We start from the raw sequence: 23358 nt of genomic DNA, 5'->3' as shown, positions 1-23358 counted from the left end.
ACATGGACCTGAGCTATACAGACGAAGAACGCGCCTTCCGCGAGGAGGTGCGTCAATTCCTCGCCGAGAAACTGCCCAAGGAACTTTCTGAGAAGGTGCGCCGTGGGCAGGAGCTGACCAAGGACGACCACGAGCGCTGGCACGCGATCCTGAACGAACAGGGCTGGCTTGCGACCAACTGGCCCAAGGAGTTCGGCGGGGCGGCGTGGAACGCCGTGCAGCGCCACATCTTCGAGGAAGAGGCCGCCGCCCACCACGCGCCGCGCATCGTGCCCTTCGGCCTGTCGATGCTGGCGCCGGTGCTGCAGAAGTTCGGCTCGAAAGAGCAGCAGGATTACTGGCTACCACGCATCCTGTCGGGTGAAGACTGGTGGTGTCAGGGCTATTCCGAGCCGGGCGCCGGGTCGGACCTTGCCTCGCTGAAGACCACCGCGGTGAAGGACGGCGATCATTACATCGTCAACGGCCAGAAGACATGGACCACGTTGGGCCAGCACGCCAACATGATCTTCTGCCTCGTGCGGACCGACAAAGACGTGAAGCAGCAAGAGGGCATCTCCTTCCTGCTGATCGACATGGAGACGCCGGGCATCACCGTGCGCCCGATCATTCTGCTGGATGGCGGCGCCGAGGTGAACGAGGTCTTCTTTGACAACGTCAAGGTCCCCGCCGAGAACCTCGTCGGCGAGGAGAACAAGGGCTGGACCTACGCCAAGTATCTTCTGACCCATGAGCGCACCAACATCGCGGGCGTGGGCTTCTCTCAGGCCGGTCTTCAGGCCGTCAAACGCATCGCCAAATCCGAAATGGCCGGGGGCCGCCCGTTGATCGAGAACCCGCATTTCGCCGCCCGCGTGGCGCAGGCGGAGATCGACTTGATGGCGATGGCGACGACCAACCTGCGGATCATCTCGAAAGCCGCTGCAGGGCAGGCGCCGGGCGTGGAAAGCTCCATGCTCAAGGTCAAAGGCACGATCATCCGGCAGGAGATCAACGATCTGTTGCGCCGCGCCGCCGGGGTCTACGCCATGCCCTTCGCCTCCGAGGCGGTGGCAGGCAGCAACGACGCGCTGCCTGATCCCAATGACGCGGGCCCCGTGGCCGCGCAATATTTCAACAATCGCAAGCTGTCGATCTTCGGCGGCTCCAACGAGATCCAGCGCCAGATCATCGCCAAGACCATGCTGGGAGGTGGCAAATGAATTTCGACCTGACCGAAGAACGCCAGATGCTGCAGGACAGCCTGCGGCGGTTCCTGCGCGACAAATATGACACCGAAACCCGCAACCGCATCCTCGAGAGCGAGACCGGCTATTCGACCGAGATCTGGGAAGGTCTGGCCGAACTGGGCGTAATCGGCGCGCTCTTCACAGAAGAGCAGGGCGGTTTCGGCGGCGCGGGTTTCGACCTTGCCGTGGTCTTCGAAGAGCTGGGCCGCGCCGGGGTGGTTGAGCCGCTTCTGGACAGCGCCGTACTGGCCGGGGGGCTGATCGCCGACCTCGGGACCGAAGAACAGCAGGAGCATATTGAGCAACTGATCGGCGGCGCGCTGCAACTCGCCTTCGCCCATGGCGAACCGGGCAGCCGCTATGACCTCGAGCGCGTCACCACCTCGGCCACGCAAAACGGCGACCAGATCGTGCTCAGCGGCCGCAAGGCCGTGGTGGCGAATGCCGAGGCCGCCGACATGCTCGTTGTCTCCGCCCGCGAAAGCGGTGAGGCGGGGGACCGCGATGGTATCTCGCTCTTCCTCGTGCCCGCGGATGCCAAGGGGCTGACCGTCACCGGCTACGCGCTGCTCGCAGGTGGCCGCGCCGCCGAGGTGACGCTGGATGACGTGACCCTGCCCGAAAGCGCCCGTCTGGGCGCGCCGGGCAAGGCGTTTGACGCCATCGAGACCCGCACCGCCATGGCCACCGCCGCGCTCTGCGCCGAAACGCTCGGCGCGATGGAGACCGCTTGCGACCTCACGCGCGAATACCTCGGCACCCGCAAGCAGTTTGGCCGCCCCATCGGCAGCTTTCAGGCCCTGGCGCATCGCATGGCGGACCTGCTCATCGACCTTGAACAGGCGCGCTCTGCCGTGATCAACGCGGCGGGCCATCTGGAGGACGACCGCGAAAGCCGCGAGCGTCACGTCTCGGCGGCCAAGAACCTAATGGGCCGCGTTGGCCGTCTGGTTGCAGAGGACACGATCCAGATGCATGGCGGCATCGCCATGACGCAAGAGTACGAACTGGCGCATATCGCCAAGCGCATCACCATGGCGGACCACCGCTTTGGCGATGTCGACCATCATCTGGAGCGGTTCATTGCACTATCCGCCGCATAATGCACCGACCAGCGGGGTTCAGCAGCTGATCGGGTTCCAACCCGACCTGTCGAACCCCGATGGCAGCACCCGCGTAACGCTCGACCTCGGCCCGCAGCACCTGAATGTTTCGGGCGTGCTGCACGGCGGGCTGCATACGCTGATGCTCGACGTCGCCGCCGGTTTCGCCTGCGCGCGGCACTGCGCGATGAGCGGGCCTTTCGTGCCGATGCTGACGCTCTCGCTGACCACCGACTACATCGGCGCGGTCCGCGAGGGGCAGATTGTCGCCACGGGACGCGTCACCGGTGGGGGCTTTAAGATTCTCTACGCCGAGGCGCAGTTGCACGATACCGAAGGCCGCCTGCTGTCGCGTGCCACCGGCGTATTCAAGAGGGCCAAGACATGAGCGCCCGTATCGAGGACCGCGGCGATCGGCTGATCGTCTGGAACGGTAACGCCGAGAAGCGCGGCGCGCTGACGCCCGCGCTCTACGACGCGATTGCCGAGGCGATGCGACTGGCCGAGGAGCCGCGCATCCGCGCGGTGATCCTGACCTCCGAGGGGCGGTTCTTCTGCGCCGGGGGCGACCTTAACGTGCTGATCGAACGCCGCAAGCTGACCGAAGAGGTCCGCCGCGAGCGGGTCGATGCGCTGCATGATCTGGTGCGGTCGATCCGCGCCTGCGCGGTGCCTGTCATTGCCGCCGTCGAAGGCGGTGCCGCGGGCGCGGGCCTGTCGCTGGCACTGGCCTGCGACATGATCGTGGCCTGCGAGGACGCGCAGTTCACCGCCGCCTACGTCAAGGCCGGGCTTGTGCCCGATGCGGGGCTGACGGCGTCACTCGCACGGCTCCTGCCGCGCCCCTTGGCGATGGAAATGTGCCTGCTGGGCCGCCCGGTCATGGCCATGCGCTTTGCCGAACTGGGCGCGGTCAACCGCATCTGCCCCAACGGTCGCGCGCTCGACGAGGCGCTGATGCTGGCCGACACGCTGGCCGCGGGTCCGCGCGCGGCGCAGGGCACGATCCGGGCCTTGGTCGGGCAGGCCTATGAGACCGACGAGGCCGCGCAGCTCGACGCCGAGCGCAACGCCATGGCCCGCGCCGCGGGCGGTGACGAAGCCGCCGAGGGCATCGCGGCCTTTTTAGATAAACGAAAGCCCCGGTTCTAGCCGGGCGGCGGCTGCCGGAGGAGGTGGCCGCCATTAGGCAGGAGGAGACACCCATGAATGCCAGGGTACAGGATTTTCTAGCTGAGCAATTGGCGACCCGCCCAGAGGCACCAGCGCTGAGCGACGCCAGCGGCGCGGCTTGGAGCTTTGCCGATCTGGACCGCGCGCGCCGGGCCTTGGCGTCGGAGTTGCGTAGCGCAGGGGTGCAGGCGGGCGACCGAGTGTTGTTGATGGTGGAGAACTGCGTTTCCGCCGTGGCCGGGCTCTATGCCGCATGGGAGTTGGATGCGGTGGCGATCCCCGTCAACGCCCGCCAGAGCGAGGCCGAGGTCACCCGCATCATCAACCACGCCACCCCGGCGGCGGTGCTGCTGACCTGCGAAGCCTCGCCCGAGGCGGCGGCCCATGCAGCGCGGCTGGACGCACGCGAGATTGCGGGCGATTTCGGCAGCTTGCATTTGGCCACGCCACAGCCCAGCAGCCCGGATGCCGATCTGCATGACGTGGCGGTGCTGCTTTATACCACCGGCACCACGGGCGACCCCAAGGGCGTGATGCTGACCCATTCCAACCTGCGCTTCGGCGCCCGTGCCTCTGCCGATCTGCGGCAGATGGTGCCGGGGGATGTGGTCTATGGTGTCTTGCCGATGACCCATGTCTTCGGCCTCGTCTCGGTCCTGATGGCCGCCGTCAGCGCGGGCGCGAAGGTGCGGCAGGAGAGCCGCTTTTCCGCGGCGAAACTCCATGCCGCGACCCATGAGGATGTCACGATCCTGCCTGCGGTGCCGCAGATGCACGCGCTGGTCATGCAATACTCGCGCGAGCGCGGCATGCCGAAACTGGGAAGCCCGACCCTACGCTATGTCTCCTCCGGCGGTGCGCCGCTTGACCCTGCGTGGAAGCGCAAGGCCGAGGCTTTCTACGAACTGCCCTTGCAAAACGGTTTCGGCATGACCGAGACCTGCTCGGGCGCATCGGCCACGACCAATGCGCTTGGCTCCCCCGATACCTCCGTCGGGCCGGTGACGCCGGGGACCGAGTGCAAGATCGACGACCAAGCCCCCGGCGGCAACGGCGCGGGCGAGGGCGAGGTGCTGGTGCGCGGCCCGCATGTGATGAAGGGCTATTACCGCAACCCGACCGAGACCGACAAAGCCATCGACGCCGAAGGCTGGCTACACACCGGCGATCTGGGCAAGCTCGATGAGGAGGGGCGGCTGCACATCCTCGGACGCTCGAAAGAGTTGATCATCCACGGCGGTTTCAACGTCTACCCGCCTGAGGTGGAGGCCGCGTTGAACGATCACCCGCGCGTGGTGCAATCGGCGGTGGTCGGACGGCGACGCGAGGGCGATGAAGAGGTGCTGGCCTTCGTGCAGGTGGCACCGGGGGACGAGGTCACGGCGGAGGAGCTGCGCGGTTTCGTCAAGGAACGGCTCACCGGCTACAAACGACCCGCGCAGATCATCGTGGCCACTGATCTCCCCGCAGCGCCCACGGGCAAGATCCTGAAACACCGCTTATTGACGGCCTTTGCCGATCAATTGGCGTGACGGGGCGGGGCGCAGAAGCGCCCCGCATCTTTATCAGACGTAAGTCCCTTCGGCGGCTGCGCGGATCGCGCGGATGTTCTCGCCGTAGGGCGCCGGATCGCTGACCGAGCCGCCTTTGAAGACGGCGGAACCCGCCACCAGCACATCGGCCCCGGCCTCAGCCACCAGTGGCGCGGTCTTGGGATCGACCCCGCCGTCGATCTCGATATGCACGGGCCGGTCGCCGATCATGCTGCGCAGCTCGCGGATCTTGGCGGTCATGTCGATGAACTTCTGCCCGCCGAAACCGGGGTTCACGGTCATCACGCAGACCAGATCGACCATGTCGAGGATCTCGGCCACGGCGCTTGCCGGCGTGCCGGGGTTCAGCGCCACGCCTGCCTTCGCACCCGCGCCACGGATCGCTTGCAGCGTGCGATGGATATGGGGCGTGGCCTCCACATGTGCGGTGATGAAATCGGCGCCCGCCTTGGCGAAGGCTTCGATATAGGGATCGACCGGGGCGATCATCAGATGCACGTCCATCACGCCCTTGATATGGGGCCGGATCGCCGCGCAGGTGGCGGGGCCGAAGGTGATGTTGGGCACGAAATGCCCGTCCATCACGTCCACATGCACCCAATCGGCGCCTTGGGCTTCGATGGCTTCACATTCGGCGCCGAAATTGGCGAAATCGGCGGCAAGGATGGAAGGGGCGATCTTGATCGAACGGTCGAAAGTCATGGGGGCAGGCCTTTGTTACGAGGGTTGGCCCCTCATAACGGCTGACCGCCCCCGGGGAAAGAGGGCTAGAGGTCGAGCTCCAGCACCCCGCCGGGCTGTGCTGCGCGGGACTGGCAGAGGATGATCGCCCCCTCGCGTTGCTTGGAGGAAAGCACGAAGTCGCGGTGCTCCACCTCGCCTCCGCGCAACACGCATTTGCAGACGCCGCAGATGCCGTCGGAGCATTTCAGATCCACCGGCACCCCCGCCGCGATCAGCGCCTCGGCGGCTGTCTCCTCGGCCCCGACGTCGATCTCGCGGCCCGAGGTGAGCTTGAGCGTGAAGGGGTGGTTCTCGTAATCCGGCAGCTCGGGTGTAGAGAAATACTCCAAGTGCCGCGCCTCCTCGGGGATGCCGGCGTCTTCGGCGGCGCTGAGCACCGCCTGCATGTAGGGCTCGGCCCCGCAGGTGTAGACATGGGTGCCTTCGGGCGCGCGGGCCATGATCGCGGGCAGGTCGGCGCGGCTGCCCTCGGCGGAGATATGCAGATGCACCCGGTCGGCCCATGGCATCGCGGCCAGTTCCTTGGCAAAGGCCGCGGCTTCGCGGGTCGAGGCAGAGTAGTGCAGATCGAAAGGCCGCCCGAGCGCATGCAGACGATGCGCGAAGGCGATCATCGGCGTGATGCCGATGCCGCCGCCCATCAGCAGGCTGTGGGGGGCGTCTTCGATGAGTTCGAAATGGTTCACCGGCTTGCCGACGAAGATGCGCCTGTCCTTGGAGAACACCCGGTGCAGCAGCGCCGAGCCGCCCCGGCCCGCGTCCTCGCGCAGCACCGCGATGCGGTAGCGACTGCGGTCTTCGGGATCGCCCAAGAGCGAATAGGGGCGCAGGTATTCCGGGGCCACCACCAGATCGAGATGCGCGCCCGCCGTCCATGCGGGCAGGTCATGCCCCTCGGGGTGGGCGATGTCGTAAAGCCGGGTCTTGGCGTTCAACTCCTCCACCGCGGTGATCCGCAGGTCGAGCACCGGGGTATCGCTGCCGACTTTGTAGAGATGCAGGTGCTCGGTCTCCCCCGCTGCCGTCTTGCGGCGATGTTCGTCGGCGCTGATCAGGGCGGCATGGGCCTTGATCCCGGCCTCGCGGTTCATCGGGTCGGGATAGGGCCACGGGTGCGGGGCCAGCGGGGCGGGGTAGACGGCGAGGGTCTGGTCTTCAAACTTGAGGTCCAACTCCGGTTGCAGGTCGCGCGCGTTCACGGGTTGCGCGGGGGTGTCGAACTGGCCCGAGGGCTTGCGCTCGATGTCCCACCACCATTTCTTCACCGGGTTCAGGCGTCCTTTACCGACCTTGTCGTCGAGCTTGGCCAGCAGGGGTGCGGCGGCGGGGATGTTCGACGCGGCCCAACGAAAAGGCGCCTCGGCAAAGAGCCCTTCGAGGTTCCACGGGCAGGTCTTCATGCAGCGCCCGCACATGGCGCCGCCTTGGTTGGTGATCCGGTAGGTGGCGCATTTCTGGCTGTCGGATTTCCAAATCTCGTAGCCGTTGAACATCTTCTTCGGCCCGGCGGTGATCGCCCCTGAAGGGCATTCGCGGGCGCATTTGTTGCAGGCCTCGCAGAACTTTTGCAGGCCGAAGTCGATGGGCTTGTCGTGGGTCACGGGCAGGGTGGTGGTGACCACGCCGGATTTCAGCCGCGGGCCGAGGAAGGGGTTCAGGATCACCTCCCCGATGCGGCTGACCTCGCCCAAGCCCGCCAGCAGCAGAAGCGGCGGTTGCAGCACGTCGCCGTCCATCACCGTATGGGCCTTGGCGGAATGCCCGAGGTTGCGCAGATGCTGCGCCAGCACGCCGCCGAGCATCGAGAACCGCAGGTAGGCGCGCATGGATTGCGACACGGCGATCCAGTCATCACCCGAGGACCCCTCCATCGTGTCATAGCCTTGGTCGATGATCAGGCTCAGCGCTTGGTCATGCGGCGGGGTGATCGGGGTGCCGGTGGCGTCGTGGCTGTACCATGTCCAGTCCGGGCAGGCCGAGAGGCCCGCGGCGTCGGCGCCGAGGAAATAGCTCGCCGCCTTGAGGTTGGCGGCATTGCGGGCGGCGTCCTCGGCCTCGGGGGCGTCTTCGTTCACCGGCCCGTCCTGCAACAGGATCAGCGCGCCCAGCAGGCGGCGCTGTGCGGCGGAGGGGGCGGATTTGATGACGTGGTGCCCGCCCTTCATGGCGTTCTGCACCTTTGGCCCCATGTCGCCGAACTGGCCGCGCGCGAAAAGATCACCGCGTTTCGGCACGCGCGGCACGTTGGCGGCGTCGATATAGGTCGTGGGCTCCTCGACCCTCTTCAACGTCTCGAAAGGATGCGGCCCCATGGCATAGTCGCGCCGGGCGTAAGGGTCGACGTCGCGGGCGCTGACCCCGCCGTGGGTGCCCAACTGCCAATGCGGGCCTTTAAGCACCGACCAGGGCTGTTCGGCCAGAGGGGCAAGCGGCATGTCGGGCGCGAGGGCCATGTCGGTCGTCACCACCGCAAGGCCGAAGCGCGGGCCGATCCATGGCGCTTGCAGGATGTCGTCCTCCATCACAGCCAGCCCCGCCGCCACGGCCAGTTGCCCGAGGCTCACGTCGGAGGTGGTGGCCGAATGCACCTTGGCCGCGAAGCCCAACTGCCGGATGTATTCGGCAAGCACGGTGGCGTTCTCGGTCCCGCGCAGGCAGGCGCGCTCGGCTTGCGCGTCCATGATCCAGTCGCTGCCCGGCTCGCCCTCACGCGGGTCGCGGGGGTAGGCGGTGAGGATCACCAGCGCATGACTGTGGCCGTCGATCGGGGTTTCCGGCGCATCCACGGCGTCGCGCAGGTTGGCCATGATCACATCGACGCCCGCGGCCAGCGTCTTGGTCTGGCGGCTGCGCAGACCTTCGGCCAATTGCGCGGTGCCTTGGCTGCGGCGCGGGTAGGGTAGCCGCGCCTCGCGCGGCAAGGCGCCGACGCCCATCATCGAGGCATCGTTGTAATAGCCAAAGGATTTCAGGTGGTTGGCCCGATCCTGCGGGCTGTCGGGGATCACCGCGCCCGCCCTGTTGACCGGCCCGTCGCGCAGCACGTCCATCATCGCCTGAAAGGGCGCCATGGCGTTGCAGATGCTCTGCGGTGCCTCGGGCCGCTCAAACCGCAGTTCCGGCTCGGGCGTCTTGGGCAGCCGGTCATGCGGTGCCTGCAACCGGCGCAGCCGTTCCAGCGGAAAGGGGCCGAGATGCATGGGGCGGGTCTTGGATGAAAAGAGCTTCATGGGCAAATCGATGCCACGCTTTGGGATGATATGCTAGTCTTGGTTGTATCGGTAAACACTGCTCTCGCTTGACTTTTTGCGCAGCCGCCGACCATGCTGCGGCAAAATTGGAGGAGTAAGATCATGACCCTGTTCACCCGCCGTCAGGCCATCGCAACTTTGGGCGCCGCAACGGCTGTGGGGCTGGCGGCACCGGCACTGGCGCAGAACCGCAAGATCACCCTGGGCGCGCTGCGTTTCACCAGCCACGCGGGCAGCTTCGTCGGCTTTGAACGGGACTATTTCAAAGAGGCCGGTCTGGATGTCGAGCTGCGCTTTTTCGAGGCCGCGCAGCCGATGGCTGTGGCGATTGCCAGCGGCGATGTGGACTATGCGATCACCGCGATTTCCGGCGGGCTGGTGTCGCTGGCGCAAAAGGGCGCGGTCAAGGTGATCGGCGGCGGCCTGCAAGAAGAGCAGGGCATCGACGGGCAAAAGTTCCTCGTCTCCGACGCGGCCTATCAGGCGGGCATCACCGCGCCGGGCATGTTGGACGGCAAGAGCTTTGGCATGACGCAGGCGGGGTCGTCCTTCCACTACATGGGCTCCAAAATGGCCGCGGCTGAGGGGATCGACCTCAAGTTCAAGCCGCTGCAAAAGGTCGGCGCGGTGATCGGCGCGCTGAAGTCGGGCCAGATCGACGCATGGTCGATCGTGCCGCATATCGCCAAGCCGCTGGCCGGGTCGGGTGCCGTGCATATCATCGGCGATGTGGCGACCTATCTGCCGGATTATCAGGTGACCACGGTCTTCACCTCGACCAAAAACGCCAGCGACGAACAGGAGATGACCAAGAATTTCCTCGCCGGTTACTCCAAAGGCGTCGCCGATTACAACGCGGCGATGATCGCTAAGGAAGGCGGCGATGCGGGCGTGGATGAGATGGTCGATCTGATCCACAAATATGTCTACACCGACCGCCCGCGCGACAAGGCCGCACCTTCGATCATCAACGGCACCATGCGCCTGAACGAAGGGGCCAAGCTGAATGTCGCCTCGGTCCGCGATCAGTTGGAGTGGTTCCAATCCGAAGGGTTGGTCGATGCCGACATCACTTTGGAGACGCTGCTCGACACCTCTTATGTCGAGACCGCGGGCAGCTAAACGCTCGCCCCTCTGGAAGGCTACGCTGCTCAAGGCGCGCTCGCCACGGGCGCGCCTTTTGCTTTCGGGCCTGCGAGGGGATTTCGGCAACGCATGACTGGCAATGCCGCCGCGCCAAGATACCTATGATGCTGATATGGGGCCAAGCCCCTGAGCAGAAAACGGGAATCGGCAGTGAGCGACGGCAGTTTTTTCGCCCTGAACGGCTATCATTTCGCATTGGGGGCCGTGGGGGCGGTGGTCATCCTTGCCCATTGGCTGCCCCGCTTTTTCAGCCGTCGAGAGCCTGCGGCCTCGGGGTTGTTGATCCTGTTGGGCATGGGGGTTTTCGCCCTTGTCCCCGGCATGCCGACATTCCCCGACCCCCGCGCGATGCCCTTCCCATGGGAGGTCGTCTCGGAGCTTTGCGTGATCGTCGCGCTTTTCGCGACGGGGCTGCGGATCGACCGGCTTTCGGATTGGTCCCGCTGGGGGCCGACGGCGCGGTTGCTGGCGCTGACCATGCCGTTGACGATCCTGTCGGTCGCGCTGATGGGCTGGGCCTTTGCGGGGATGACTGCGGCGGGCGCGATCCTCTTGGGGGCGGTGATGGCGCCCACCGATCCGGTTCTGGCCGCCGATGTGCAGGTCGGCCCGCCGCATGAGGGCGGCGAGCATCCGGTGCGTTTCGCGCTGACGACCGAGGCGGCACTCAATGACGGCTTGGCCTTTCCTTTCGTCTACCTTGGCATTCTGGTCGCTGCCGAGGGGTTGGCCCCGGCGTCTTGGGGCGTGGAATGGCTGGCGCGCGATGTCTTTTGGCGCATCGCCGTGGGGGCCGCCATGGGGGCTGCGGGGGGCTGGGCCTTGGGGCAGGTTCTCTTTGCGGTGCCGCGCAATGCGGTACTGGCCGAAACCTCCTCCGGCGTGGTGGCCTTGGCGGGGGTGCTGTTGTGCTATGGCACCACCGAATTGGCCGAGGGCTATGGCTTTATCGCCGTGGCAATGGCCGGTCTGGTGATCCGGCGGGTCGAGGCGGATCACGCATTTCACCGGCGTTTGCACGATTTCACTACCGCTGTCGAACATGCGTTGACGGCGCTTGTGCTGGTGGCGATCGGCGCGGTGCTGCCTGCATTGCTGAGCGATCTGACCCTTGCAGGCGCGGTGATCGTGCTGGCGCTGATCTTTGTTGTGCGCCCCTTGGCGGGGTGGCTGTCGCTTATGGGCACGCCGCTTGAGACGCGCCCCCGCTGGGTTATCGCGCTCTATGGGATACGGGGGATCGGGTCGATCTATTACCTTGCCTATGCGGCGGGGAAGGTTGAGTTTCTGGACGAGGAGCCGCTGTGGGCGATGGTGGGTTTTGCCATCCTTCTGTCGACCTTGGTGCATGGGTTCACCGCCGGGATCGCGGTGGATGGGCTGCGCGGCAAGGGGCAGCCGCCCTCCTAACCGACCCCGCGGTGCAGGGCGGTCGCGCCCGCTTGCGGATCGCACATTGCGCACGGTGCGTTTTTGCTGAAAAAGGGCGGCATGGACCTCAAGCTTTCCTCCGTCAGCCATTACTATGGCGATACCCAAGTGCTGCGTGACATCACGCTCGACATTCCCTCCGGCCAGATCGTCTGCATCGTTGGCCCGTCGGGCTGTGGCAAATCCACTCTGCTGCGGATGCTGGGCGGGTTGGAGCGCCCCAGCGAAGGCCGGGTGTTGCAAATGGGCGATGCGCCCGAGGGCTGTCTGAACCCGCTGACCTATATTTTTCAGGACTTCGCCCTGCTGCCTTGGCGCAGCGTGCGGGGCAATGTGGCGCTGGTGCTGGAAGGGCATGGGCTGGGCAAGGCGCGGCGCGAGGCGATCATCGCCGATGTCTTGGCGCGCACGAAGCTCACCGATTTCGCCGATGCGCTGCCCAAACAGTTGTCGGGCGGGATGAAACAGCGGGTGGCGATTGCTCGGGCGCTGGCGGTGAACCCCGCCGTGATGCTGATGGATGAGCCGCTGAGCGCGCTTGACAGCCAGACCCGCGAATTGCTGATGGATGACCTTGTGGCGCTCTGGACGCGGCAGCCTTTCACGGCGGTCTATGTGACCCACAACCTCGCCGAGGCCGTGCGGCTGGGGCATAAAATCGTCGTCCTGTCGCGCCGTCCGGGCGAGCTGCGTGAGGTGGTGGAGTTGGACATGCCACTGGCCGAGCGGCGCCACGGCGACCCGGGTTTGGAGGCGCAGCAGCAGCACCTTTGGGGCTTGATGCGTGATGAGGCCGCGGCGGCGGATGCGGAGTTGATCGATGGCTGAAATGACGGATGTGAACGCCCGCGAGGTCACCTTTCGCGGCGGTGGTTTCCAGCCCGGCACGCGGCGCGGCGTGGGGCTTGCGGTTTTCGTGGTGCTGATCCTGCTGGCGGAATGGGGCACGCGCAGCGGCTTCATTTCACCCCTGACCCTGCCGCGGCCCAGCGATGTCTTGCTGACCTTTCAAGAGCTTTATCAGTCGGGGATGCTGTTCAAACATCTTGGCCCCTCGCTGACCCGTTTGGCGGTGGGCGCGCTGATCGGTGCCTCATTGGGCATCGGCATTGGCGTGTTGATCGGGTTGTTTTCCTTGGTCCGCGCCGGGTTGGTGCCGCTGGTGGCGGCGATCTTCCCGATCCCCAAGATCGCGCTGTTGCCGCTCTTCGTGATTTGGTTCGGCATCGACGAGGCCAGCAAATACGCGCTGATCGCCTTCGGCACCTTCACGCCCACGGTTGTGGCGACCTATGCGGCGGTCGACAATGTGGACCGGGTGCTGATCCGCATGGGGCAGAGTTTCGGCCTCGGCTGGTGGTCGGTCGTGTCCAAGATCGTGGTGCCCGGCGCGATGCCGGGGATCCTTTCGGGACTGCGGATTTCGCTGACGATCGCGATTATTCTGCTGGTGGCGGCAGAGATGCTGGGCGCGGAATATGGGATTGGGGCGTATATCCTGCAGGCGGGGAGCTTGTATGATCTGGAGCGGCTTTTCGCGGGCGTGGTGATCTTGTCGCTACTGGGGGTGGCGGTGTCTGCGGCTGTGGCGGCGGTGGAGCGGCGCGTGTTGAGCTGGCGGGTATAACACAAGGGCCAGCGCCTGCCCGCGGGTCGGCGATCCAAACGGCGGTTCATGCCACTTTATGGCTCAACCGTGATAAGACCTCGCCAGGGCGGGCCTAGCCTCACCAAATCGCCTACCCGTCCGGGCGGGCAGGCGATGGCCCGGCGCCTGCGGCTTGATTCCGGGCTTGGGGTGGTAGTCAATACCGGGGGAGGGCCGGGCGCCAAACACTCAGTTCCGGGCCGGGGTGGTAAGAGCGCATCATTTGCGTATCAATACCGCCAACCGCCCTCACCAACGGACCCCCACCATGACCGAACACACCACCACCCACGCCGCCGACGAAGACGCCCGCAACCGCGACATCAAGATCTACGTCAACGGCGACATCGTGCACCGCGACGAAGCCAAAGTCTCGGTCTATGACGCGGGCTTCATGCTGGGAGACGGCATTTGGGAAGGCATGCGCCTCTATAACGGCACATGGGCCTTCTTCGATGAGCATATGGACCGCTTCTTCAACTCCTGCAAAGCGATCTCGCTCGACGTGGGGATGGACAAGGCCGGCATCGCCGACGCCCTGCGCCGCACGGCGGAGGCGAACGACATGCATGATGACGTGCACTGCCGCCTGATGCTGACCCGCGGGATCAAGGACAAACCGTTTCAGCACCCTTCGCTCAGCACCACCGGGCCAACGCTGGTGATTATCATGGAACATTCCAAACCCGTCGACCGGCTGCAGTCCAAGGGCATCCGTCTGGCCTCGGTCCCGCAGGTGCGCGGCCTGCCGCACAGCCAAGACCCGAAGCTCAACAGCCATTCCAAGCTCAACTGCATCATCGCCTGCCTTCAGGCCGAAGAAGCGGGCGCGGATGAGGCGCTGATGCTCGACCCGCATGGTTTCGTGAACACCACCAATGCCTGTAACTTCTTCATCGTGCGCCGGGGCGAGGTTTGGACCTCCACGGGCGACTACTGCATGAACGGCGTGACGCGGCAGAAGGTCATCGACCTCTGCCATGAAAACGGCATTCCGATGCGGGAGAAGAACTTCTCGCTCTACGAGGCTTACGGCGCGGATGAGGCTTTCCTCACCGGCACCTTCGGCGCGCAGACCCCGGTGGCCGAGATCGACGGCAAACCCATCGGCACGGGCGAGCGCCCTGTCACCAAACGCATCCAAGCGCTGTACAAAGAGCTGATCAAACAGCACACGGCCTGAAAGCCGATGGGTGCCCGCCCCCGCGAAGAGGGGCGGGCGGCATCTTAGGAGACCATGCGCTTGAGCGCCGGCACGCGGCGCAGCAGGAGCCAATCCAGCAGACCTACGACCAGCAGGGTGACCCCCGCCATCGGAAAGGCCAGCGCCACGGCCAGACCGACCACAACCGCACCTTTCCACAGCGTCATATTGCGCGGCGCAGGCGGGGCCGAAAGCCAACCGGCAGGATTTGCCGGGCGGCGTTTCCACCACATCACCACGCCGGAGACGCAGAGAAAGATCACCGAGAGGCAAAACAGCGTATTGGCCAAAACGCTCGGCCAACCCAAGGTGCCCATATGCAGCGCGATGCCTACGGCCATCGCCTTGCCGGCCAGCGAATAATCCGCATAGCGCACATCGGCGAGGATCTTGCCCGTGTGCCGGTCGATATGCACCGTCCGGTCGCTGGTGGGGTCTTCGGCATCGGTGTTCATCGAATCCCGGCTCAGCGTCCAAACACCGTCCTCGCCGCGCGGCAGGTTCATCTGATAGCGCGCGTCAAAGCCGATCTGCCGGGCCAGCGCGTCGATGGTGTCAAGTGTGGCGGGCGTGCCTTCGGCCAGTCCCGCCACCCCGGCATCGCTGCCTGAGGCGGGCATCGGGGTCTGCTCCAGCGCCCAAGGCACCTCCTTGGGTCCGTGGTTCATGCTGGCGTGAAGGTCATCTGACAGCGGGGCCTCCCATTTCTCCGCCGGGAACTGGCTCCATGCCTGCACCATCTTTTCACCCCAAATACCGGCCCAAGAGAGGCCTGAGATCAGGAAGAAAAACAGCACCACAGAGACCCAAAGCCCGATCGCCCCGTGCAGAGATTTCCACAAGGCGCGCCCACGGCCCAGTCGCGGAAGCAGCGCGGCCCGCAAACCGGTGCCGCGCGGCCACCAGAGGTAGAGCCCCGTGGCGATCAGCACCATGCCAAGCGAGGCCGCGATCTCGATCATGCGGTCGCCGGTGACACCCAGCAGCAGGCTGCCGTGGATGTTGTCGGCCATGTCGTACCAACCGCTGCGGCGTGGGAAACTGGCGAGGACTTCGGCGGTATAGGGATCGACGGCGACCATGGTCGCCACGTCATGCGCGTCCACCCGAAAGATCGCGGCCAGATCATCGGCGCGGGGGGCGACATATTGCACAAGGGTGCCGCCTTCGATGCTGGCCTGCGCGGCGGCGGCCTGATCGGAGAGGGCGAGGGGTGCGTCTTGGGGCGTGACGGCAATCCGCTCTCCGTCCCGCCCGCCGATGAAGGCGATCCAGAGCATCACAAGCCCCGTTAGGGCGAGCATGATGAAAAAGGGGATGACATAGACCCCGGCATAGAAATGCCAGCGCCAAGCGGCGCGGTAAAAGCTGTTCGCACGTTGCGTGTTGTCGTTTTGCAGGGCTGCCGTGCCTGCAGGATCGATGGAAACCATGTGTTTGGTCCTCTGACTGAATTGATATGTGGTAGGTGGGAGGTCAGAGAAACCGTGGCGGCGCCCTTGCGCGTTTCACAGCCGTGCGGCGCGGTTTGGGGCGCGTTGCCGGGGCGGGGGGCAGCGGTGGCGCCGGGTGAAAGGTGACGGCCAAGGGCTGCACCGCCAGCCCCCTGCGTAGGGCCGCGAGGGAGTGCTGGTTCCAATCGCAGGGCTTGTGTTCGGGCTGCACCGGTTCGCCATCCGGCCCGATGGTCACCGTCTCGACCCCGTAGCCCGTGCACAGCACCATGGTCAGCGCGCCTTGCTGGCGCTCTGGCATGGTTCCGGGCGCGAGCGCCGAGAACGCCCCAAACAACAACACCACCGCCCAGAGGCAGAGGTGTTGAAGCGGGCCGGTCAACGCCTTGCGGCGCATTCTGCGATGGGCTGGGGCTTAGTGTTTATGCTCGTGCGAGGAGTGATCCATTCCGCCCGCGTCATGCCCGCGGCGGCTTTCGACATTGAACGTCACATCCAAGGTCCCGGCCTTTTCAAAGGTCAGGGTGGCGGGGATTTTCTCGCCTTCCTCAAAGGGATCACCGTCGAGGCCCATGAACATCACATGCAGCCCCCCGGGTTTGAGGGTAACGGTTTCGCCCGCGGGCAGGTCGATGAAGTCCACATGGGACATGCGCGCGACGCCCATGTCATCGGTGGTCGTCTCATGGAGAGAGACTTCGTCAAAGCCCTCGGCGCTGATGCTGACAAGACGGTCGGCAGTGTCGCCGCCATTGGTGATCGTCAGATAGCCGCCGCCCACGCGGGCGGTTTTCGGGGTCTCATAGGCCATCGGGTGATCGACGGTCAAAGCGCCTGCGGTGTACTCATGCGCGGCGGCGGGCAGGGCGAGGAGGGCAGCCAAGGCTGCGGTATAGAAAGATTTCATTGTCATGTTCCATTGTCTGAGATGTGCAAAAAAGGTCGTAGCTCAGACGAAGGGAGGCCCCCGGACAGGCGGTGGCGCCCCGGCGGGACTGCGTGGTGCGCCCAGGGCGCGGGTCAGGCGGGGCGTGGCAAAGTGCAGCGCCGCGCGCGGCAGCAAGACATCCGCCGGGCTGGGCAAGATCAGCGCGTTGACGATGCGGCAGGCTTCGCAATCCAATGCCGCATGGTTCTGCCCTTCGACCGGCCCATCGCAAAGGTCGCTCAACGTGCCGCCCGCTTGGATAAAGGCGATGAACGCCGGATCCTGCTGCACCTGCGCGGTCGCCCGATGGGCGAAAGGCAAGCTGGCAAGGGCCAGCAGCAGCAAGAGGGTCAGACTGACCCGAAGCGAGGATATGCGCGAAACGGCGGACATGCGCCCTGATACCCCGGCTGTCGCGGCAAGGCTATAGGGTGCTTTGATCTGCGACGCGATGTCATAGGCCGGGCGCTGCGCAGGGGGGCTATCGGGGGAGAGTGTTGGCTGGGATGGTAGGATTCGAACCTACGGTACACTGTACCAAAAACAGTTGCCTTACCACTTGGCTACATCCCAACACAGGGCGCTAACTAAAGTTCTCTGGCCCGGGGTGCAAGACCCGTTTTAAAGAAATTAGCCTATTCTTCGGCAGCATCAACAGAGAGCAGGTCTTTGCTGGGCAATTCGGCACGTTCCTGCGCGACGATGCGGGTCAATTCCCGCTCGGTTTGGGGCTCGACGGGCTGGGCGGCGGCCGGATTCGTGGGTGCGGCTGCCGTTTGCGGCGAATCGATGGGCGCGTCGGAGGGCGATTCGCTTTGAGAGAGTAGCTGATAGGCCGGTGGCCCCGCGGTGAGGCCCGCCGCATCGAAAGCCGAAAGGGTCAGGCGAATCGCTTCGCTACGGGCGGCGAGCAGATCGGTGCTTTCTTGATTGATCCAACCGGCGAATTGCATGTTGATCCAGTGATCGGCGACCTCGTCCACCCAAGCGGCGGCTTCGGGGCTGGATAGGACAAAGGGCAGACCGTTCAGCACCTCCAGCGCCAAATCACGGGCGCGGGCCAGATCGGCGTCGCTGGCGACCGAGAGGGTAAAGGTGAACCGCCGTTCGGCGTTGCGCGAATAGTTGGTGATCCGGCTTTTAAAGACGGTGGCATTGGGGATGCGCAGGTGGTTGCCGTCAAAGGTCAGCAGGATCGTGGCACGGCTCGTCAGGCGGATCACCTTGCCGGTGTCGCCGTCGATCTCAACGGTGTCGTTGGGGCGAAAGGGCTGGCGGATCGATAGCATGATGGAGGCGATGAAATTCTCGACCGTGTCGCGCACCGCAAAACCGATGGCGAGGCCGACAATCCCCGCCGCGCCAAGGATGCCCGACAGCAGCGCCGTGGCGCCTAGGATATCCAGCGCCACCACCAGTGCCGCGATGACAAAGGCCAGCCGGATGATCTGGCGGTAAATGTCAGCGATGAACGCGTTGGGGGCGAGCCGATCCCACGGGTTGCGCAGCCGCGCCAGCGCCAGCCCGGCGACGACGATCAGGCCAAAGACCCCAAGCGCCACCAAGGCCAGCGGCAGGAAGGCCAGGACTTGCGCCATCCGGTCACGGAAGCGCTCTACGGCGGGGTTGAGCCGCTCGGCCACATCGGTGCTTTCGCGCACCTCGTTGCGGATCGCCACCACCCCTTCGACACGGCCCGCCAAATCGTTCAGCCGCGCGGCGCTGGCGGTGTCGAGCGTGGTGCCGGTCAGCGTGACGATGCCGGAGGCGACAGAGACGCGGACCTTCTCGAACCCCTCAAGCTCGCGCAGGATGGCGCGGATGCGTTTGGCGATGGCGGCGTCTGCCGTGGCGTCGCCTTCGACGGCGATGGTGCCTTCGGGCTGGTCGCTCGTTTGCGCAAAGGCCGGGGTGAGGGGCAGCGCGCAGCTCAGCAGCAGGCAGAGGAACAGGCGGGGCAGGGCGGCGGTAAGGCGCATGGGGGAACTCCGTCAGCGGGATGGGCCACCGCCCCCGGGCGACGGGGACGGCAGCTTGGCCAATTAGCGTGTTACCCCTGACAATCGAGCAGCACCGCCCCGCTGCGCTGTCCGGCCTCGACCAACTCATGGGCGCGGGCGGCCTCAGAAAGCGGCAGGACCGTGTCGACGGGGCAGCGCAGGGCGCCGTCCTCCAACGCGTGGTGCAACCGGTTGATTGCCTGTTCGCGCGGGCCTGCGGGCAGCAGGTAGATCAGGATGATGTCGATTGTGACCGCTTTGAACAGCAGCGGATAGAAGGGCAGTACCGGCGACATCTCCGCCGCCGAGCCATAGGCGGCGATGCGGCCATTGGGGGCGATGACCTCGGTGTCGGTGGTGATGTTCAGGCCGAACTCCGTCTCGACGATGGTGTCGACCGGGTTGCTGCCATTGGCATCGAGCACGGCGGCAGCGAGATTGGGGTCGGCGTAGTTGAACACGGCATCGGCGCCTGCGTCGCGCAGCAGATCGTTGTCGCGGGGGCTACAGGTGGCGATCACCTTGGCCCCGCCCCATTTCGCCAGTTGCACAGCAAGATAGCCCACCGTGCCTGCGCCGCCTTGGATCAGCACGGTTTCCCCAGCCACCCCGCCGCCGCCAAAGACGGCGTGGCAGGCGGTGAGCCCCGGAATGCCAAGCTGCGCGCCGACCTCCGGCGAGACGCCATCGGGCAGGGGCACGGCTTGATGCGCGGGCAGGGTGATCTGCTCAGCCGCCGTGCCAAAGCCGCGTTGCCACTGGCCGTTCCAGATCCAGACCTTCTGGCCCACCCGGCCCGCATCGACGCCCGCGCCCACGGCGACGATCTCTCCCGCGCCATCGCTATGGGGGATGACCTGTGGGAAGGGCGGTTTGGTCACGCCGGGGCGCGTGCCCGCGCGGGCCTTCACGTCCGATGGGTTCACGCCCGAATGGCTGAGCGCGACGCAGACCTCTCCGGCTTGCGGGGCGGGGCTGTCGACCTCCGACAGGCGCAGCACGTCGGCGGCGGCTCCGAATTGGTCATAGGTGATGGCTTGCATGGCGCTCTCTCCGGCTTGAATTTTGCCGGCAGAGTGGCGCAAGCGCCGGGATCATGCAATTGCGGCGGCGAGGGCGGGCGTTACTCGCGCAGTTCCTTGGGGCCGACGCCCCAGAGCCGCACCTTGGGCGCCCAGCCGGTGAAACCGCCCGAGCGCAGTTCGCACCATTCCAGCGTGCATTCGCCCAGACGGGCCACGACGCCCAACTCAAGCCGCGCCACCACGGCGGCTTTTGGGTCGGGATTGATGCGCAGTTGCAGCATGTCCTGTTCGACCAGCACCGTGCGGGTGCCCGACAAAAGCGAGTAATGCACCCAGCCGCCCATACCGTCGCGGTCTTCGACCCGGCGCCAATGGCCATGTTCGGCGGTGATCCTCAGCGGCAGGTCGCGGCGTTTGTAGACCCAGTCGATCCGGTGTGACAGGGACGGGCCGCGGCGCACATTGCCTTCGGAGGCTTTCATCGAAACGAAACGGGGCAGGGGCAGGTTCGTGACCTGACCACGCGCCTCTTCTGCAACGCCGGAGGTCGGCTGTGCCAAAAGCAGCGCGCCCACCATCAGGGCGCTGCGAAAGAAAGCGGTTATCATGGAATTGCCTGCTATGCGGTTCACTGCTGTGGGTCGGTGCTGTGCAAATCTGCGGGTTATTGTTGCTCTTTTTCCGGCGCGAGTTCTTGTGCCTCGTCGCTGCATGAGACACCATGCCCGCGAAACGAGGCGACGCCAAGACCGGGAGAGCAGGCATGTCAAAGAAGCGGTTGAGTGTTGTAGTGACGCGACGGTTGCCAGAGGCCGTGGAAACACGGCTGTCAGAGCTGTTTGACGTGACCCTGCGCGAAGATGACAGGCCGATGACCCGCGAGGAATTGGGCGCGGCGATGCGTCAGGCCGATGTGCTGGTGCCCACCATCACCGATGAGATCGACGCGCCGCTAATCACCCAAGCGGGCGAGCGGCTCAAGCTGATCGCCAATTACGGGGCCGGGGTCGATCACATCGATGTGGCCACCGCGCGCCAGCGCGGCGTGCTGGTGTCGAACACCCCAGGCGTGCTGACCGACGATACCGCCGATATGACCATGGCGCTGATCCTCGCTGTGACCCGTCGCATGCCCGAGGGCATGGCGGTGATGCAATCGGGCAATTGGGACGGCTGGGCGCCCACGGCACTCTTGGGCGGGCGCGTTGGCGGGCGCCGGCTGGGCATTTTGGGCATGGGCCGCATCGGTCAGGCCGTGGCGCGCCGGGCGCGGGCCTTTGGCATGCAGGTGCATTACCACAACCGCAAACGGCTGCGCGAAGAGATCGAGGGCGAGCTAGAGGCCACCTATTGGGAAAGCCTTGATCAGATGGTCAGCCGGATGGACGTGATCAGCATCAACTGCCCCCATACCCCCAGCACCTTCCACCTGATGAACGCCCGCCGCTTGGGCCTGATGAAGCCCGACGCGGTGATCGTGAACACCTCCCGCGGGGAGGTGATCGACGAGAACGCGCTGACGCGGATGCTGCGCTCGGGCGATATCAAGGGCGCGGGGCTGGATGTCTATGAACATGGTCGCGAGATCAATCCGCGCCTGCGCGAGTTGAAGAACGTCGTGCTGCTGCCGCATATGGGCTCCGCCACGCTGGAAGGGCGGATCGAGATGGGCGAGAAAGTCCTGATCAATATCAAGACCTTCGATGACGGCCACCGCCCGCCGGATCAGGTCGTGCCCTCCATGCTCTGACCCACGGACGGCTGCGGCAACGCGGGCCTTTCGTGTGATTGATTTACAAAGATGCCGCCGGAGGATTCTGCGGCGTGAGGATGCTATTGGGAGATAGAACGTGACGAAAATCGCAGATTTGCCGCGAAATGAGGTGGGGATCACCGCCGCGCTGGACGAGTTGCAACAAGCCTTCGGGGACAATCTGCTGACCGGCCAAGCCATTCGCGAACAGCACGGCCATACCACCACATGGATCGACACGCAGGCGCCCGACGCGGTGGTCATGGCGCGCTCGACCGAAGAGGTGGCGCAGGCGGTGCGTATCTGCGCCGCCCATCGGGTGCCGGTGATCCCCTTCGGCACGGGCACCTCTCTCGAAGGGCATGTGAACGCCCCCGCGGGCGGGATTTGCATCGATGTCATGCAGATGGACCGCGTGCTTGAGGTCAATGCCGGCGATCTGGATTGCCGGGTGCAGCCCGGCGTGACCCGCGAGGCGCTCAACACCCATCTGCGCGATCAGGGGCTGTTCTTTCCGATCGACCCCGGCGCCAATGCGTCGCTCGGGGGGATGACCGCGACGCGGGCCAGCGGCACAAATGCGGTGCGCTATGGCACGATGAAGGACAACGTCCTGAGCCTTGAGGTGGTTCTGGCCGATGGCCGGGTGATCCGCACCGGCGGGCGGGCGCGGAAATCTTCGGCGGGCTACGATCTGACGCGGCTTTTCGTGGGCTCTGAAGGGACGCTTGGGATCATCACCGAGATCACCCTGCGCCTGCAAGGCATCCCCGAGGCGATGTCCTCGGCCCGCTGTTCCTTCCCGACGGTACAGGCCGCCTGCGAGACCGTGATGGCGGTCATCCAATACGGCCTGCCCGTGGCGCGGATCGAGCTTCTAGACGCCGATGTGGTCAAGGCCGTGAACGCCTATTCCAAGCTGACCCTGCCCGAAACGCCGCTTTTGCTGCTGGAATTCCACGGCTCCGAGGCGGGCGTGGTGGAACAGGCCGAGACCTTTGGCATGCTTTCAGAAGAGTTCGGCGGCAGCGGCTATGCCGCGACGACGACCCCCGAAGAGCGCAGCAAGCTATGGCAGGCCCGCCATGACGGCTATTGGGCGGTGCTGGCGCTGAGACCGGGCTGCAAAGCGGTGGCCACGGATGTCTGCGTGCCGATCTCGCGCCTCGCCGATGCCGTGGTGGCGGCTCAAGCGCGGGCGGAAGAGTTGCAGTTGATCGCCCCCATCGTGGGCCACGCAGGGGACGGGAATTTTCACGCGTCCTTGTTGATCGACATGGACGACCCCGCAGAAGTCGCGCGCGGCGAGGCCTTCGTCAGCTGGTTGGCGGAACTGGCGATTTCGATGGATGGGACCTGCACCGGCGAACATGGGATCGGGCAGGGCAAGCGGCCCTATCTGCGCAAGGAATTGGGGGCTGCGGTGGATGTGATGGCGACCCTAAAGGCGGCGCTGGATCCGCAGGATATTTTGAACCCAGGGAAGATTTTGCCGGAGTGAGTTGGGTGTTTTGCCCTGATGTTGTGCGGCGGGATGGGTCGTGCAGGGTATTTGGGAAAGGATGAAGGTGGGGGGCGGTGTGGTCTGCGTAGATGTTGTGCGATGGGAGAGGTTGTGCAGGGTATTTGAGAAAGGATGAAGGTGGGGCGCGCGCGCTTGGGCTGAGGTGGCGCTTTGGGTGAGCGGGTGAGGTCGGTTTTTGGCGATGTTGGGTC

Annotated in this window: 21 protein-coding genes and 1 tRNA gene; 12 read left to right on the top strand and 10 right to left on the bottom strand. The window is 65.4% G+C overall.

Translation table 11 applies throughout. The annotated features are described in order from the left end of the window. Nucleotides 1–2 precede the first annotated feature (2 nt). From ACGYLQ_RS14845 to ACGYLQ_RS14825, 5 genes are read left to right on the top strand one after another with little or no spacing between them, the layout of a single operon-like run. The gene (locus tag ACGYLQ_RS14845) at nt 3–1202 is read left to right on the top strand and encodes an acyl-CoA dehydrogenase family protein (protein ID WP_394443622.1); all 1200 of its coding nucleotides are present in this window, start codon (nt 3–5) and stop codon (nt 1200–1202) included. Further along, nucleotides 1199–2332, top strand: a complete 1134-nt coding sequence (locus ACGYLQ_RS14840) for an acyl-CoA dehydrogenase family protein (RefSeq protein ID WP_394443621.1) — start codon at nt 1199–1201, stop codon at nt 2330–2332. The genes ACGYLQ_RS14845 and ACGYLQ_RS14840 overlap by 4 nt, the downstream gene beginning before the upstream one ends. Beyond that, a complete protein-coding gene (locus tag ACGYLQ_RS14835) occupies nt 2313–2720 on the top strand; it encodes a PaaI family thioesterase (RefSeq protein WP_394443620.1) in 408 nt (135 codons plus the stop codon). The genes ACGYLQ_RS14840 and ACGYLQ_RS14835 overlap by 20 nt, the downstream gene beginning before the upstream one ends. Next, nucleotides 2717–3484, top strand: coding sequence for an oxepin-CoA hydrolase, alternative type (locus ACGYLQ_RS14830; RefSeq protein WP_394443619.1), 768 nt, complete (start codon nt 2717–2719; stop codon nt 3482–3484). The genes ACGYLQ_RS14835 and ACGYLQ_RS14830 overlap by 4 nt, the downstream gene beginning before the upstream one ends. A gap of 53 nt (nt 3485–3537) precedes the next feature. After that, nucleotides 3538–5037, top strand: coding sequence for a class I adenylate-forming enzyme family protein (locus tag ACGYLQ_RS14825; protein ID WP_394443618.1), 1500 nt, complete (start codon nt 3538–3540; stop codon nt 5035–5037). 33 nt (nt 5038–5070) lie between these two features. Here the strand turns inward: ACGYLQ_RS14825 and rpe are convergent, their stop codons facing one another. Both rpe and ACGYLQ_RS14815 read right to left on the bottom strand, forming a co-directional pair. Continuing rightward, nucleotides 5071–5760: a ribulose-phosphate 3-epimerase gene (gene rpe, locus ACGYLQ_RS14820; RefSeq protein ID WP_394443617.1), complete on the bottom strand. Its 690-nt coding sequence runs from the start codon at nt 5758–5760 to the stop codon at nt 5071–5073. A 65-nt stretch (nt 5761–5825) separates the two neighbouring features. After that, nucleotides 5826–9032, bottom strand: a complete 3207-nt coding sequence (locus tag ACGYLQ_RS14815; RefSeq protein ID WP_394443616.1) for a 2Fe-2S iron-sulfur cluster-binding protein — start codon at nt 9030–9032, stop codon at nt 5826–5828. Nucleotides 9033–9155: 123 nt separating this feature from the next. On the opposite strand from ACGYLQ_RS14815, the gene ACGYLQ_RS14810 reads away from it, so the two are divergent. The 5 genes from ACGYLQ_RS14810 to ACGYLQ_RS14790 all read left to right on the top strand — a co-directional run bounded on the left by ACGYLQ_RS14810 (nt 9156) and on the right by ACGYLQ_RS14790 (nt 14461). Then, nucleotides 9156–10175: an ABC transporter substrate-binding protein gene (locus ACGYLQ_RS14810; protein ID WP_394443615.1), complete on the top strand. Its 1020-nt coding sequence runs from the start codon at nt 9156–9158 to the stop codon at nt 10173–10175. A gap of 174 nt (nt 10176–10349) precedes the next feature. Next, a complete protein-coding gene (locus ACGYLQ_RS14805; protein ID WP_394443614.1) occupies nt 10350–11609 on the top strand; it encodes a cation:proton antiporter in 1260 nt (419 codons plus the stop codon). An 81-nt stretch (nt 11610–11690) separates the two neighbouring features. After that, nucleotides 11691–12458 carry an ABC transporter ATP-binding protein gene (locus ACGYLQ_RS14800; protein WP_394443613.1) on the top strand — a complete coding sequence of 256 codons (768 nt, stop codon included), beginning with the start codon at nt 11691–11693 and terminating at the stop codon, nt 12456–12458. Next, on the top strand, nt 12451–13257 hold the full coding sequence (locus tag ACGYLQ_RS14795; protein ID WP_394443612.1) for an ABC transporter permease: 807 nt from the start codon (nt 12451–12453) through the stop codon (nt 13255–13257). The genes ACGYLQ_RS14800 and ACGYLQ_RS14795 overlap by 8 nt, the downstream gene beginning before the upstream one ends. 289 nt (nt 13258–13546) lie before the next feature. Then, nucleotides 13547–14461, top strand: coding sequence for a D-amino acid aminotransferase (locus ACGYLQ_RS14790; RefSeq protein ID WP_394443611.1), 915 nt, complete (start codon nt 13547–13549; stop codon nt 14459–14461). Between the two features lie 44 nt (nt 14462–14505). On the opposite strand, the gene ACGYLQ_RS14785 is transcribed toward ACGYLQ_RS14790, so the two are convergent. The 8 genes from ACGYLQ_RS14785 to ACGYLQ_RS14750 form a co-directional block, all read right to left on the bottom strand. Further along, nucleotides 14506–15915: a PepSY-associated TM helix domain-containing protein gene (locus ACGYLQ_RS14785; RefSeq protein ID WP_394443610.1), complete on the bottom strand. Its 1410-nt coding sequence runs from the start codon at nt 15913–15915 to the stop codon at nt 14506–14508. A 43-nt stretch (nt 15916–15958) separates the two neighbouring features. Beyond that, nucleotides 15959–16318, bottom strand: a complete 360-nt coding sequence (locus ACGYLQ_RS14780; protein WP_394443609.1) for a hypothetical protein — start codon at nt 16316–16318, stop codon at nt 15959–15961. Between the two features lie 33 nt (nt 16319–16351). Beyond that, complete coding sequence (locus ACGYLQ_RS14775) at nt 16352–16843, bottom strand: copper chaperone PCu(A)C (protein WP_271692204.1); 492 nt, start codon at nt 16841–16843, stop codon at nt 16352–16354. Nucleotides 16844–16885: 42 nt separating this feature from the next. After that, nucleotides 16886–17257, bottom strand: coding sequence for a polyketide synthase (locus ACGYLQ_RS14770; protein ID WP_394418996.1), 372 nt, complete (start codon nt 17255–17257; stop codon nt 16886–16888). A 105-nt stretch (nt 17258–17362) separates the two neighbouring features. Further along, nucleotides 17363–17437: transfer RNA gene (locus ACGYLQ_RS14765), tRNA-Gln, on the bottom strand. 62 nt (nt 17438–17499) lie between these two features. Continuing rightward, nucleotides 17500–18843, bottom strand: coding sequence for a mechanosensitive ion channel domain-containing protein (locus ACGYLQ_RS14760; protein ID WP_394443608.1), 1344 nt, complete (start codon nt 18841–18843; stop codon nt 17500–17502). A gap of 71 nt (nt 18844–18914) precedes the next feature. Next, complete coding sequence (locus ACGYLQ_RS14755) at nt 18915–19907, bottom strand: NADPH:quinone reductase (protein ID WP_394443607.1); 993 nt, start codon at nt 19905–19907, stop codon at nt 18915–18917. Between the two features lie 80 nt (nt 19908–19987). Then, a complete protein-coding gene (locus ACGYLQ_RS14750; RefSeq protein WP_271689927.1) occupies nt 19988–20467 on the bottom strand; it encodes an SH3 domain-containing protein in 480 nt (159 codons plus the stop codon). Between the two features lie 185 nt (nt 20468–20652). Between ACGYLQ_RS14750 and ACGYLQ_RS14745 the strand changes: the two genes are divergently transcribed. Next, nucleotides 20653–21639 (top strand): D-glycerate dehydrogenase, encoded by a 987-nt coding sequence (locus tag ACGYLQ_RS14745; protein ID WP_067262987.1) that lies wholly within the window; start codon nt 20653–20655, stop codon nt 21637–21639. Between the two features lie 100 nt (nt 21640–21739). Then, on the top strand, nt 21740–23143 hold the full coding sequence (locus tag ACGYLQ_RS14740) for an FAD-binding oxidoreductase (RefSeq protein WP_394443606.1): 1404 nt from the start codon (nt 21740–21742) through the stop codon (nt 23141–23143). Nucleotides 23144–23358 lie beyond the last annotated feature (215 nt).

Origin of the sequence: Sulfitobacter sp. 1A12779 (genome assembly GCF_043557315.1) — a bacterium.
Lineage (GTDB): Bacteria > Pseudomonadota > Alphaproteobacteria > Rhodobacterales > Rhodobacteraceae > Sulfitobacter > Sulfitobacter faviae.
The sequence above is the reverse complement of the archived record's forward strand: the minus strand, read 5'-3'. Positions and strand labels throughout refer to the sequence as shown.

What these genes read in the sequence shown, in the direction of transcription:
- ACGYLQ_RS14750 (WP_271689927.1), bottom strand. Translation starts at nt 20,467, where the DNA reads ATGGTGGGCGCGCTGCTTTTGGCACAGCCGACCTCCGGCGTTGCAGAA.
- ACGYLQ_RS14845 (WP_394443622.1), top strand. Translation starts at nt 3, where the DNA reads ATGGACCTGAGCTATACAGACGAAGAACGCGCCTTCCGCGAGGAGGTG.
- ACGYLQ_RS14790 (WP_394443611.1), top strand. Translation starts at nt 13,547, where the DNA reads ATGACCGAACACACCACCACCCACGCCGCCGACGAAGACGCCCGCAAC.
- ACGYLQ_RS14770 (WP_394418996.1), bottom strand. Translation starts at nt 17,257, where the DNA reads ATGTCCGCCGTTTCGCGCATATCCTCGCTTCGGGTCAGTCTGACCCTC.
- ACGYLQ_RS14795 (WP_394443612.1), top strand. Translation starts at nt 12,451, where the DNA reads ATGGCTGAAATGACGGATGTGAACGCCCGCGAGGTCACCTTTCGCGGC.
- ACGYLQ_RS14785 (WP_394443610.1), bottom strand. Translation starts at nt 15,915, where the DNA reads ATGGTTTCCATCGATCCTGCAGGCACGGCAGCCCTGCAAAACGACAAC.
- rpe (WP_394443617.1), bottom strand. Translation starts at nt 5,760, where the DNA reads ATGACTTTCGACCGTTCGATCAAGATCGCCCCTTCCATCCTTGCCGCC.
- ACGYLQ_RS14755 (WP_394443607.1), bottom strand. Translation starts at nt 19,907, where the DNA reads ATGCAAGCCATCACCTATGACCAATTCGGAGCCGCCGCCGACGTGCTG.
- ACGYLQ_RS14760 (WP_394443608.1), bottom strand. Translation starts at nt 18,843, where the DNA reads ATGCGCCTTACCGCCGCCCTGCCCCGCCTGTTCCTCTGCCTGCTGCTG.
- ACGYLQ_RS14810 (WP_394443615.1), top strand. Translation starts at nt 9,156, where the DNA reads ATGACCCTGTTCACCCGCCGTCAGGCCATCGCAACTTTGGGCGCCGCA.
- ACGYLQ_RS14840 (WP_394443621.1), top strand. Translation starts at nt 1,199, where the DNA reads ATGAATTTCGACCTGACCGAAGAACGCCAGATGCTGCAGGACAGCCTG.
- ACGYLQ_RS14815 (WP_394443616.1), bottom strand. Translation starts at nt 9,032, where the DNA reads ATGAAGCTCTTTTCATCCAAGACCCGCCCCATGCATCTCGGCCCCTTT.
- ACGYLQ_RS14745 (WP_067262987.1), top strand. Translation starts at nt 20,653, where the DNA reads ATGTCAAAGAAGCGGTTGAGTGTTGTAGTGACGCGACGGTTGCCAGAG.
- ACGYLQ_RS14825 (WP_394443618.1), top strand. Translation starts at nt 3,538, where the DNA reads ATGAATGCCAGGGTACAGGATTTTCTAGCTGAGCAATTGGCGACCCGC.
- ACGYLQ_RS14775 (WP_271692204.1), bottom strand. Translation starts at nt 16,843, where the DNA reads ATGAAATCTTTCTATACCGCAGCCTTGGCTGCCCTCCTCGCCCTGCCC.
- ACGYLQ_RS14800 (WP_394443613.1), top strand. Translation starts at nt 11,691, where the DNA reads ATGGACCTCAAGCTTTCCTCCGTCAGCCATTACTATGGCGATACCCAA.
- ACGYLQ_RS14830 (WP_394443619.1), top strand. Translation starts at nt 2,717, where the DNA reads ATGAGCGCCCGTATCGAGGACCGCGGCGATCGGCTGATCGTCTGGAAC.